Genomic DNA, 11,331 nt, shown 5'->3' on the forward strand with positions numbered 1-11,331 from the left:
GAACGACATGGATCTCGGGATCAGGGGAAAGAAGGCGCTCGTCTGCGCCTCGTCGAAGGGGCTGGGGCTCGGTTGCGCCACCGCGCTGGCCGAAGCGGGCGTCGAACTCGTGATGAACGCGCGCGGCGCGGAGGCGCTGGAGGCGGCGGCGGCCGACCTGCGCGAGCGGTTCGGGGTTGAGGTGAAGACGGTCGCGGGTGACGTCACGACGGAGGAGGGCCGGGCCGAACTCTACGACGTCGCGGGCACGCCCGACATCCTCGTCACCAACGCGGGCGGCCCGCCCCCGGGCGTCTGGTCGGACTGGAACCGCGACGACTTCATCCGCGCGCTCGACGCCAACATGCTGACGCCGATCGCGCTGATGACCGCGCTCGTGCCGGCGATGATGGAGCGCGGCTGGGGGCGGGTGGTAAACATCACCTCGCAATCGGTGAAGGCGCCGATCCCGGCACTCGGTCTGTCGAACGCGGCGCGGACGGGCCTGACCGGTTATGTGGCGGGCACCTCGCGGCAGGTCGCGCCGTCCGGGGTGACGATCAACAACCTGCTCCCGGGCATCCACGCGACCGATCGCGCGATCAGCCTCGATACCGGCGTGAGCGAGCAGCAGGGCATTTCGATGGACGACGCGCGCGCGCAGCGCCAGGCGACGATCCCCGCCCGCCGCTACGGCACGCCGGCCGAGTTCGGCGCCGCCTGCGCGTTTCTTTGCTCGCAGCATGCGGGCTTCATCGTGGGGCAGAACATCCTGCTCGACGGCGGTGGGACGAACGCGACGATCTGAGGTTTTTCGGTCTTACGTAACGGAAAGGTCGGCCCCCCGCGGCGGGGGTCGAGCCCGTCCGTGGGGGCGGTCAGGAGCAGCCCGACCTGTATCAGATCAGCTTCCCCCGTGACGGCAAGACAGTCAGCGCGCCGATCACGACCGCCGCCGACACCGCGAACAGGCCGACGAGGTCGAACCCGTTCCGGACCAGAACCGCGATCAGCGCCCAGACGATCGCCAATCCGAAGGTGGCCCACGGCCGCGCCCGCAGGATCGCCACGCCGATGCAGAGCGCGAGGCTGAGCAGCACGATGGCCCAGCCCGTCGCGTCGAAGGGCGGGACGCCGTAGCCGGTCAGCAGCACGCCGAGCGAGACGCAGGCCGCCGCGCTGAGCCAGCCCGCATAAAGCCCGATGGGAGCGCCGAGCAGCCACCTGTCCCGCCGCGGCGCCCGCAGCAGCGCGACGAGCGCGGAGAGCAGCATCGCCCAGATCAGGATCGTGGCCCAGAGCGGCGAGACCGCAGCGACCGGCAGCCAGACCGCCCCGATTCCGAGGCTGACGATCAGCGGCCACCGTGTCGCATCCCAACCGGTATCTTCGATGCGCCGCCAGAGGCCGTAGCCCGCCATGACGATCAGCCAGAGATAGATCACCCCCCAGATCGAGAAGGCATAGCCCGCCGGCAGGACCGGCGGGTCCATCATCTCAGTGGGGAATTGCGACGGATCGTATCCGCCGAAGCCCGGGTTCAGGAGCGGCGAGCCGGCGAAGGCCAGCGCGGCGAGAAGGACGAGAATGGCCTTGAGACGCATGAGCCGGAGCTAGGCCGCGCGGTGGTCCCGGCGAGGTCCGCGCCTCACTCTGTCCACCGCACGCCGGTCAGGTCGTTCGCCTGCGTCGGCGCGTTCTCCCACAGACCTTCGATCCGCGCATCCGCCACGCCGGTCTTGGCGAGCTGGAACAGGTAGGCGTTCACGTAGTCCGAGGCGATCTTCTCCTGCGCTTCCCTTAGGATCGCGCTGCGTTCCACGGGCTCGGCTGTAGCCTCCAGCCGCGCCATCATGTCCTGGAAGTCCGGGTCGTCGTAGCCGAAATAATAGTCCGGCCGTCCGTAGATGTTGATGTCCATCGGCTCGGTATGGCTGACGATGGTGAGGTCGAAATCGTGGCCGTTGAACACCTGTTCAAGCCATTGCGCCCATTCGACGTTCGTCACCTCGGTCTCGATCCCCACGTCGCGCAACTGGCTCGCCACGATTTCGCCGCCGCGCCGCGCGTAGGACGGGGGGGGCAGGGCGAGGTGCAGGGAAAGGTCGGATGCCCCGGCCTCGGACAGCAACTCCCGCGACCGCTCGGGGTCGTAGGCGGACATCCCGGTCAGGTCGACGTAATCGGGGTTGTGCGGCGCGAAATGCGTCCCGATCGGCGTGCCGTAGCCGAACATCGCGCCGTCGATGATCGCCTGCCGGTCGATCGCATGGGCGATGGCCTTGCGCACGCGGATGTCTTTGACATTCGCGTTGTTGATGGCGAGGATCGTCTCGCCCTCGGTCGATCCGACGATGACCGAGAAGCGGGGATCGGCCTCGAAGCTGGCCAGCGTCTCGGGGGCCGGAAAGTTCGGGAATGCGTCGATGTCGCCCGCCATCATCGCGGCGAAGGCGGCGTTCGGATCGGAGATGAAGCGGAAGGTCGCGCTTTCGAGCGCGGGCGCTTCGCCCCAGTAATCGTCGTAGCGCGCGAGCGTCACGCTGTCGCCCTGCGCCCAGGTCTCGAACCGGAACGGGCCGGTGCCGACGGGGTCCGTGGCGTTGTTCTCGGCGCTCTCGGGCGCGACGATCACCGCGTCGCCCCAGGCGAGGTTGAAGGGAAGGTTGCCGTTAGGCTGTGTCAGCGTGATCCGAACGGTCGTCGGATCCAATGCCTCCACGCGCTCGATCCCCTCGAACAGGACCTTCTGCGCGTTCGTCGAGTCTTCCGCTCGCGCGCGGTCGAGGGCGAAGACCACGTCCTCGGCGTCCATCGTGGTGCCGTCGTGGAAGGTTACTTCGTCATGGAGATCGAACGTCCAGGTGAGCCCGTCCTCCGAAACCTCCCACCCGGTTGCCAGCAGCGGCTCGATCTGGCCGTCGCGCCCGAACCGCGTCAGCCCCTCGAACACGTTGGCATAGACCACCTCGTCGATCGCCGCCGCTGCGCCGGCCGTCGGATCGAGGTTCGGCGGCTCGAGCACCATGCCGATGGAGATGTCGGTCTGCTGCGCCATCGCGGACGTCGCCGTCGTCGCGAGGAGCATCAGCATGGCGGTGGTTCTGGTGAGCATGGGCGTCCCTCTCGTTCCCTCGGGCCACGTTAGGCGCGCGGCCCTTCGCCCGGCAAGTCGCGTCTGCCTGCCGTCACGCGAGGAGCGCGTGCAGCGCCAGCGCCATGACGCGCCCGCTGTCGACCATGTCGTCCACGCCGATCCACTCGTCCGGCTGATGCGCGAGATCGAGGATGCCGGGCCCGTAGGCGATGCAGTTCTTCAGCCGCCCGATCCGGTCGATATGCTTCTGGTCGTAGGTGCCCGGCGAGACCACGAACTCCGCCTCTGTGCCCAGAACCTGCCGCACCGCGTCGCCCACCACCCGCACGACGGGCGCGTCCTCGGGCGTCATCGTCGGCTGCACCTCGAACAGGTCCTGGATCTCGTAGCGGAAGTCCGGGCGGCGCGCGCGGACCCGTTCCATCATCGCGGTCACCTCGGCCTTCACCTCGGCGATGTCCTCCTCCATCAGGAACCGACGGTCGATGGTCAGGGTGCACCGGTCGGGCACGCAGGCGGAGGGCAGGCCGGTGTAATCCGCCTCCTGCACCGGCTCGCCGCCGTGGATGGCGTTGAGGTTGAGGGTGGATTGCTTCGCCCCTTCCGGGACGACCGGCATCGCGGTACGCTTTCCGGCGAGGAGGGGGAACAGCGTCGCCTCCATCTCGTCGAGGACGGCGCCCATGTGGCGGACGGCGCAATCGCCGAGGAACGGCATCGAGCCGTGGGCGATGCGCCCCTGTGTCTCGATCTCCGCCCACCAGACGCCGCGATGGCCGAGGCAGATGCGGTCCTTGTTGAGCGGCTCGGGGATTATGACGTGCTGCACGCGGGCGGGGTCGAAGTGCCCATGCTCCGCGAGGTAGGCGACGCCGCCGTAGCCGCCCGATTCCTCGTCGGCGGTGGCCGAGATCTCGATGGCGCCGCGGAAATCGGGGCAGGCGGCGGCGAAGGCTTCGGCGGCGACGATGCTGGTGGCGAGCCCGCCCTTCATGTCGCAGGCCCCGCGTCCGTAGACGCGGCCGTCCGCAAGCTCCCCGCCGAACGGGTCGCGGCTCCAGCCCTCGCCCACGGCGACGACATCGTGGTGGCTGTTGAAATGGACGCATTCCCCTGCGCCGCGACCCTCCAGCCGGCAGACGACGTTCCAGCGCGGGTGCCGGTCGCTATCGCCCAGCGCGCCTTCCGCACGGATCATCTCCACCTGCCAGCCCTGCTTTGACATCCGCTCGCCCACGAGGGCGCAGATGTCGCGGTAATGCCGCCCCGGCGGGTTCAAGGTCGGCACGCGGATGAGCTCCTGCGTCAGCGCGACCAGATCGTCCCGCCGCGCCTCGATGTCCTGTAGCAGCCTGTCCAAGCCGTCCTCCGTCAATTGTCCCGTGTCACCATGATGGCGGGCTTCGCCGGAGGCCACCATGCCCTTCCGACTGCCGGCTTGGACCTTCCGCTTTGCGCGGCTATCCTGTGGCGGACGCTGGCCCCGGGAAGGATAGACGCTGGACCTTATCGCCCCCCTGATCGCGCTCGTCGTCGCGGCGTGGTTCGTTCCGTGGCTGATCGGGTGCGGCCTGCCCGAAGGGGTGGGCTGGCTCGTCGTGAACGGTGCCCTCTCCACCCTCGTGCTGACGGCGATTTCCGGTGCGGGGTTCGTGTGGCTCTATGGTGCGGCGGGCGAAGCGGTGTGGCGCACGGCGCCGGGGTATTTCGCGACGCTCGCGCTGCGCTCCGCGCTGGTCTGGGCGCCGGTCATGGTGCTCTCGCTCGCGAACCTGCCGCGTCGCTGGACGAAGGTAGTCTGGTGAGCCGGGTCGGAACCGACGCGCGATGATCGTGCTCCTGCGCCTCGTCCTGATGATCGCCGTCGGCCTGACGGTGATCGCCGTCTGCCTGTGGTTCTGGTATCGCGCCGGCGAGCGCGACCGGCTGGAGGCGGAGTGGGAACGGACCCGGCCGCCGCTGCCTCAGCACCGATATGTCCAGAACGGGCTCGACGACTACAAACCGCGACTGATGCGCCGCCTGATCTGGGGCGTCTATGTCGCGCCGCTCTCGCTCCTCGCCCTTCTGGTTTGGACCTTCAACTAGGTCCGGGGCTCAGGTCCCGAACGGAATCCAGATCGTCTGCACCTCGGTCCCGTTCTCGAGCCACGGGCGCGCGTCGGCCGCGTCCCAGTCCCGCCCATGCCCGTGATTGACCCAGGTCCGCTTCAGATCGGCGGCCGCCTCCCGTTCGATAGTCGCCGAGATATCGGCGGAGGAGAAGCTCCAGACCGCGTCCACGTCCATATGTCCTGCGGCCTGCGCGGCGAGTTCGGCATGGTCGCCGGTCAGGATGTTGACCACCCCCGCCGGCACATCCGACGTGTCGAGCACCTGATAGAGGTCGGTCGCCGTCAGCGGTGCCGTTTCCGGCGCGATCAGCACCAGCCGGTTGCCCGTCGAGAGCGCGGCGCCTACGATCTGCGCGAGGCCCAACAGCGGCGCCTCCTCGGCTGCGAAGGCCACGATCGTGCCGACTGGGCGATTGAGCGCAAGTGTCATCCCCGAGAGCGGCGTGCCGAGCGTGCGCCCGTCGTGCTTGTCCGCCCAGGCCGCCCAGCGGAACAGGTGCCGCACCGCGGCCTCCGCCTGGCGGTCGCCCCCGGTCTGCGCCGCGAGACGCGCGTCGAACTCGGCCGCGCGGGCGGCGAGATTCTCGGCGAGATAGTAGAGGATCTGCGCGCGCAGATGCCCCGTCGATCCGCTCCAACCCTTCGCGGCATTCGCCGCCTCGCCCGCGTTGCGCAGGTCCTTGCGGTTGGCGATGCCGACCTCGCCCACGACGCCCTGCGGTCCGGCGACGGCGCGCGTGTAGCCGCCATCGGGCCGCGCCTGCTTGCCGCCGACATACATCTTCGCCGTCCGGTCCACGACGTCCGCCGGTCCGCTCGCCGCCTCGAACCGCACGGGCGCCACGAGCTTCGGTCCGCGAACGGGGCGCAAATAAGCCTGCAAGCCCGCGACGCCACCCTCGCGCCCGAACCCGCTTTCCTTCATGCCGCCGAAGGGCGCCGCCGCGTCGAGCATGTTCGCGCCGTTCACCCAGACCACGCCCGCGCGGATCTTCGGCGCGGTGTCGAGCGCCACGTCGATGTCCTGCGACCAGACGCTGCCGGCCAGCCCGTAGGCCGTGTCGTTGGCGAGCTGCACTGCCTCCGCCGGCGTGCGGAAGGTCGTCATGGCGAGGACGGGGCCGAACACCTCCTCCTGCATCAGCGGATCGGCACCGTGCAGGTCGGTCACCAGCGTCGGCGGCAGGAAACAGCCCTCCGGCACGGTGCCGCGATGGACCCGGCCGGACGTCCGCGCCAGCAGCGCCTCGATCCGCGCCTTATGCTCCGCATGGACCAGAGCGCCCATGTCCACCGACTTGTCGAGTGGGTCGCCCACGCGGATGCGCCCCATGCGGTCCTTCAGCCGCGCGGTGAAATCGACCGCGATCCCCTCCTGCACGAGGAGCCGCGCACCCGCGCAGCAGACCTGTCCCCCGTTGAACCAGATCGCGTCGACCAGTCCCTCGATCGCGCCATCGATATCCGCGTCCTCGAAGACGACGTAGGGCGACTTGCCGCCGAGCTCGAGCGTCAGCCCGATGCCGCGCCCCGCCGTTTCCCGTCGCAGGATGCGACCGACCTCGGTCGAGCCGGTGAAGGCCAGCTTGTCGATCTCGGCGCCGGCCAGCGCAGCGCCAGTCGCCCCGTCGCCAGTCACGATGTTGACAACGCCCGCCGGCACGCCTGCGCCGTCGCAGATGTCGGCGAAGGCGAGGGCGGTGAGCGGGGTCCATTCGGCGGGCTTCAGGACGACCGTATTGCCCATGGCGAGCGCCGGCGCGACCTTCCAGGCCAGCATCAGGAGCGGGAAGTTCCACGGCACGATCTGCCCGCAGACGCCCCAGGGCTCGGCACCGGGCAGCGTCTCGCCGCGCAGCTCGGCATGTCCGGCGTGGTGATAGAAATGCCGCGCGGCCAGCGCCACGTCGATGTCGCGCGCCTCCCGGATCGGCTTGCCGGTGTCGAGCGTCTCGAGCACGGCAAGGAGCCGCGCGTGCTTCTGCAGCCCCCGCGCGATGGCATAGAGGATGCGCGCCCGGTCGTGGTCGGCGGTCGCGGCCCAGCCCGGCGCGGCCCGCCGCGCGGCGGCGACGGCCTCGGCGACGTCCGCCTCCGTCCCCTGTGTCACCTCCGCCAGCGTCGCGCCCGTCGCGGGGTTCGTCGTCGCGAAGGTCTGGCCCGCGTCACGGCGTGCGCCGTCGATATAATGCCCGAAGACCCGGTTCTGCGCGTCGAGCCAGGCATCCGCCTCGGCGTGGCTCTCGGGCGCGGGGCCCCATTCCATGCTCTCGAAGATCTCCGCCACGCTCATATCGTCTTTGCTTTCCAAATATCCCGGGGAGCGCGAGGGGCCGGCCCCTCGCGTCCTAACCTACGGCATGCCGGTAGGCCGCCGAATACCGCCCCGTCACCGCATGCTCCAGCTGCCGCTCGATATCGCCCAGCAACGACGAGGCGCCGAAGCGGAACAGGTCGGGGCGCAGCCAGCGGTCGCCCAGTTCGTCCTTCAGGAGCGCCAGATACGTTACCGCGTCCTTCGCCTTCGATACCCCACCCGCCGGCTTGTAGCCGACCTTGAAGCCCGACATCGACTCGTAGCCCCGGATCGCCCGCATCATGGTGAGGGAGACGGGCAGGGTGGCGTTGACGGACTCCTTGCCGGTGGACGTCTTGATGAAGTCGGCCCCCGCCATCATCGCGACGAAGCTCGCCTTCATCACGTTCTTCAATGGGCCGAGCTCGCCCGTCGCGAGGATCGCCTTCATGTGCGCGTCGCCGCAGGCCGCGCGCATCCGCGCCGTCTCGTCGTAGAGCGCGGTCCAGTCGCCCGTCAGCACGTGCCGGCGGGAGATGACGATGTCGATCTCGGTCGCCCCGGCGGCCACGCTCGCCTCGATCTCCTGCAGGCGCTGCGGAAACGGAGACAGCCCGGCGGGAAAGCCGGTGGAGACGGCGGCGACGGGTAGTCGCCCCTCCAATGCCTCGACCGCGACCGGCACCATCTCGTGATAGACGCAGACCGCGCCCACGGTGAGATCGGGCAGGCCGATCACATCGAGGATGTCGCCCCGCACCGGCGCGAGCGCCTTTGCGCAGAGCCGCCGCACGCGGCCCGGCGTGTCGTCCCCCGCGAGCGTCGTCAGGTCGATCATCGAGATCGCACGGGCGAGCCATGCCGTCTGCCAGTCCTTCTTGAGCGACCGGCGCGCGGCGATCCCGCCGGCACGCCGGATCGTGGCCGGCGTGTTCACGCGCACGGCCTCGACGATTGCGGGGTCGAAGGGCAGGCCCGCGTTGCGGGGAAGGTCGGTCGGATCGGTCACGGGGCTCGGGTCACTCGCGGCTCGGCATTGGCCGGACGCTTGCACGGGGTCGGCGCGTTGGCAACCAGACGCGCCTAGTCGCGCTCGCGGATGATGGCGGCGAACCGGTCGAAGATCGCGCCGGAACCGCAGACGAGATGTCCGTCCTCGAGCATCGTCTGGCCCTCGCGCAAGGGCTCGACGAGGCCGCCCGCCTCGCGCACGATGACGATGCCCGCCGCGATGTCCCAGGGCTTCAGCCCGCGCTCCCAGTAGCCGTCGTAGCGCCCCGCGGCCACGTAGGCGAGGTCGAGCGACGCCGCACCCCATCGGCGGACGCCGGCGCAGACGGGCAGGATGCGCGCGAGATCCTGCAACGCGGCGGGCAGGTACTTGCCGCCGGCGAAGGGCAGGCCGGTCGCGTAGACCGTCTCGATCATCGAGGTGCGGCCCGAGACGCGCAGCCGGGTGCGGCCGTCGAGCCAGGCGCCGTTGCCCTTCTCGGCGTAGAAGAGCTCGTCCTTCACCGGGTCGTAGATCACGCCGATCACGATCTCGCCCTTGTGCTCGAGCGCGATGGAGACGGCCCAGTGCGGCATGCCGTGCAGGAAGTTCGTTGTTCCGTCGAGCGGATCGACGATCCAGCGGCGGGTCGGGTCCTTGCCTTCGACAGGCTCGGATTCCTCGCCCAGCCAGCCGTAATTCGGTCGCGCCTCGGTGAGGTCCTCGCGGATGATCTCCTCGGCGCGGCGGTCGGCGCGGCTGACGAAGTCGCCGGGGCCCTTGGCGGAGACCTGCAGGTTCTCGACCTCGCCGAAATCCTTCACGAGGCTGCGCCCGGCCTTCCGGGCGGCCTTGATCATCACGTTGAGGTTCGCGCTGCCCTGCATGTCGTCGCTCCGCTTGGCGTCAGGCGGGGCGTGTAGCCGAGGCAGGCGGAAGGGGCCACCCCCGGCGGGATCAGCCGGCGCGCCGCGCCGCGTCGCCCTCGCGTTGCAGCTTCAGGGGCTCGGTCCGCATGAGACGCAGGACATGCGCCATGAACGGCTTCGTCGCGTCCTCGCCCCGGACGGCCGCGTAGAGACGCCGGGTCAGCCCGGTCTCGGTCAGGGGGCGGGTCACGTAATCGGAGTTCCAGCGCACGTCGCGCACGACCCAGTCCGGCAGCACGGAGACGCCGCGGTTGGAGGCCACGAGAAGCAGGATCACGGCGGTCAGCTCCACCTGCCGGATGGCGGCGGGCTCGATGCCGGCCGGCGTCAGGAGCTGGTTGAACACGTCGAGACGGCTGCGCTCGACCGGGTAGGTGATGAGCGTCTCGCCGGCGAAATCCGCGGCCTCGATCCACGGCTTCGTCGCGAGCGGGTGGGCGGCGGCGGCAAGAAAGACCGGCGCGTAGTCGAAGAGCGGCGCGAACTCGACGCCCGGCAAGTTCTCGGGATCGGAGGAGACGACGAGATCGACCTCGGCCTTCTGCAACGCCGGCAGGGCCTGGAACTGGAGGCCGGGGCGGATGTCCACATCCACCTCGGGCCAGGCACGGCGGAACCGTTCGAGCACGGGGAACAGCCATTCGAAGCAGGCGTGGCATTCGATGGCGATGTGCAGCCGGCCGGTCCGACCCGACACCATGCCGGCGAAATCCTGCTCCACCGCCTCGACCTGCGGCAGGACCTGATCGGCCAGCCGCAGGAGCCGCTGCCCGGCCGCCGAGAGCGTCATCGGCTTGGACCGGCGCACGAACAGCTCCACCCCGATCTGCGCCTCCAGGCTCTTGATCTGATGTGACAAGGCCGATTGCGTGATGTTGAGCCGGTCCGCCGCGCGCGCCAGTCCGCCGCAATCCTGGATGGCGCGGATCGTGCGGAGATGCCGGAATTCGAGGTTCAGTCTCATACGCGGCTCATGTCCGTGATGAAGATTATGAGGCTGTCTCACGAAACCGGGTCATGCCACAAGCGTTCCAACGCCAAAGGATCACACATCATGCCCACGCCTTCCGTCTCCTTCGAGTTCTTCCCGCCCAAATCGCTCAATGCCAGCTTCCGCCTGTGGGACACCGTGCAGACGCTCGCCCCGCTCGCGCCCGAATGGGTCTCGGTCACCTACGGGGCCGGCGGCACGACGCGGGAGCTGACGCGCGAGGCGGTGGCGACGATCGGGCAGGCCTTCGATCTTCGCGTGGCCGGGCATCTGACCTGCGTGGACGCCTCGCGGGAGGAGACGCTGGAGGTCGCACGGGGCTTCCGCAAGGCGGGCGTGGAGGACATCGTGGCGCTCCGGGGCGACCCGCCGAAGGGCGAGGCGGGCTTCACGGCGCATCCCGAGGGCTTCGCCAATTCGGTCGAGCTCGTGGCCGCGCTGGCCGACGAGGGCTTCATGGTCCGCGTCGGCTGCTACCCGGACAAGCACCCCGAGGCCGCGGATGCGGATGCCGATATCGCCTGGCTCAAGCACAAGATCGATGCCGGCGCGAAGGAGGCGATCACGCAGTTCTTCTTCGACCCCGAGACGTTCCTGCGCTTCCGCGACAGGGCGGCCGCCGCGGGGATCGACGCGCCGATCGTGCCGGGCATCCTGCCGATCGAGAACTGGTCGAAGGCGTCGAAGTTCGCCGAAGCCTGCGGCGCGCTCATTCCCGACGACCTGCGCGCCGCCTTCGAAGTGGCGACCCGCGACGACCGGGCGGACCTACTGGCCGTGGCGCAGGCGGCGGAGCTTGCCGACACGCTGGTGGGCGAAGGTTGCGACCAGCTGCATTTCTACACGCTGAACCGGCCGGAGCTGACGCGCGACGTGTGCATCGCGCTGGGCCTTGCGCCGAAGGTGGCGCTCAGCCGGGTCGCGTGACCCGCCC

At 69.6% G+C, this 11,331-nt stretch carries 11 protein-coding genes; 4 read left to right on the forward strand and 7 right to left on the reverse strand.

Annotation, left to right across the window (positions count from 1 at the left end; all coding sequences use genetic code 11):
• Positions 1–7: 7 nt before the first annotated feature.
• Entirely contained in the window at positions 8–787 is a 780-nt protein-coding gene (locus Q1A87_RS04075; protein WP_299647333.1) for an SDR family oxidoreductase, read from the forward strand.
• A 91-nt stretch (positions 788–878) separates the two neighbouring features.
• Here the strand turns inward: Q1A87_RS04075 and Q1A87_RS04080 are convergent, their stop codons facing one another.
• The 3 genes from Q1A87_RS04080 to Q1A87_RS04090 form a co-directional block, all read right to left on the reverse strand.
• Positions 879–1,583 carry a tryptophan-rich sensory protein gene (locus tag Q1A87_RS04080; protein WP_299647335.1) on the reverse strand — a complete coding sequence of 235 codons (705 nt, stop codon included), beginning with the start codon at positions 1,581–1,583 and terminating at the stop codon, positions 879–881.
• Between the two features lie 44 nt (positions 1,584–1,627).
• Positions 1,628–3,094 (reverse strand): ABC transporter substrate-binding protein, encoded by a 1,467-nt coding sequence (locus tag Q1A87_RS04085; RefSeq protein WP_299647337.1) that lies wholly within the window; start codon positions 3,092–3,094, stop codon positions 1,628–1,630.
• 73 nt (positions 3,095–3,167) lie between these two features.
• Positions 3,168–4,436 (reverse strand): acetylornithine deacetylase/succinyl-diaminopimelate desuccinylase family protein, encoded by a 1,269-nt coding sequence (locus Q1A87_RS04090; RefSeq protein ID WP_299647339.1) that lies wholly within the window; start codon positions 4,434–4,436, stop codon positions 3,168–3,170.
• 238 nt (positions 4,437–4,674) lie between these two features.
• Between Q1A87_RS04090 and Q1A87_RS04095 the strand changes: the two genes are divergently transcribed.
• Both Q1A87_RS04095 and Q1A87_RS04100 read left to right on the forward strand, forming a co-directional pair.
• The gene (locus Q1A87_RS04095; protein WP_299647341.1) at positions 4,675–4,881 is read left to right on the forward strand and encodes a hypothetical protein; all 207 of its coding nucleotides are present in this window, start codon (positions 4,675–4,677) and stop codon (positions 4,879–4,881) included.
• Between the two features lie 22 nt (positions 4,882–4,903).
• A complete protein-coding gene (locus Q1A87_RS04100) occupies positions 4,904–5,164 on the forward strand; it encodes a hypothetical protein (protein ID WP_299647343.1) in 261 nt (86 codons plus the stop codon).
• Positions 5,165–5,173: 9 nt separating this feature from the next.
• Here Q1A87_RS04100 and Q1A87_RS04105 read toward each other — a convergent pair whose 3' ends face one another.
• The 4 genes from Q1A87_RS04105 to Q1A87_RS04120 form a co-directional block, all read right to left on the reverse strand.
• Positions 5,174–7,483: an aldehyde dehydrogenase family protein gene (locus Q1A87_RS04105; protein ID WP_299647649.1), complete on the reverse strand. Its 2,310-nt coding sequence runs from the start codon at positions 7,481–7,483 to the stop codon at positions 5,174–5,176.
• Positions 7,484–7,538: 55 nt separating this feature from the next.
• Positions 7,539–8,495 carry a deoxyribose-phosphate aldolase gene (gene deoC / locus Q1A87_RS04110; RefSeq protein WP_299647345.1) on the reverse strand — a complete coding sequence of 319 codons (957 nt, stop codon included), beginning with the start codon at positions 8,493–8,495 and terminating at the stop codon, positions 7,539–7,541.
• A 74-nt stretch (positions 8,496–8,569) separates the two neighbouring features.
• Entirely contained in the window at positions 8,570–9,364 is a 795-nt protein-coding gene (locus tag Q1A87_RS04115; RefSeq protein ID WP_299647347.1) for an inositol monophosphatase family protein, read from the reverse strand.
• A 70-nt stretch (positions 9,365–9,434) separates the two neighbouring features.
• Positions 9,435–10,364, reverse strand: coding sequence for a LysR family transcriptional regulator (locus Q1A87_RS04120; protein ID WP_299647651.1), 930 nt, complete (start codon positions 10,362–10,364; stop codon positions 9,435–9,437).
• Positions 10,365–10,460: 96 nt separating this feature from the next.
• Between Q1A87_RS04120 and metF the strand changes: the two genes are divergently transcribed.
• Positions 10,461–11,324 (forward strand): methylenetetrahydrofolate reductase [NAD(P)H], encoded by an 864-nt coding sequence (gene metF / locus Q1A87_RS04125; RefSeq protein ID WP_299647349.1) that lies wholly within the window; start codon positions 10,461–10,463, stop codon positions 11,322–11,324.
• Positions 11,325–11,331 lie beyond the last annotated feature (7 nt).

The sequence above is a fragment of the uncultured Jannaschia sp. genome (genome assembly GCF_947494055.1).
GTDB lineage: Bacteria > Pseudomonadota > Alphaproteobacteria > Rhodobacterales > Rhodobacteraceae > Jannaschia.

Bases quoted from the DNA above. Each gene is read 5' to 3' on its own strand.
- Q1A87_RS04075 (WP_299647333.1), top strand. From the start codon at position 8: ATGGATCTCGGGATCAGGGGAAAGAAGGCGCTCGTCTGCGCCTCGTCG.
- Q1A87_RS04080 (WP_299647335.1), bottom strand. From the start codon at position 1,583: ATGCGTCTCAAGGCCATTCTCGTCCTTCTCGCCGCGCTGGCCTTCGCC.
- Q1A87_RS04085 (WP_299647337.1), bottom strand. From the start codon at position 3,094: ATGCTCACCAGAACCACCGCCATGCTGATGCTCCTCGCGACGACGGCG.
- Q1A87_RS04100 (WP_299647343.1), top strand. From the start codon at position 4,904: ATGATCGTGCTCCTGCGCCTCGTCCTGATGATCGCCGTCGGCCTGACG.
- Q1A87_RS04105 (WP_299647649.1), bottom strand. From the start codon at position 7,483: ATGAGCGTGGCGGAGATCTTCGAGAGCATGGAATGGGGCCCCGCGCCC.
- Q1A87_RS04115 (WP_299647347.1), bottom strand. From the start codon at position 9,364: ATGCAGGGCAGCGCGAACCTCAACGTGATGATCAAGGCCGCCCGGAAG.
- metF (WP_299647349.1), top strand. From the start codon at position 10,461: ATGCCCACGCCTTCCGTCTCCTTCGAGTTCTTCCCGCCCAAATCGCTC.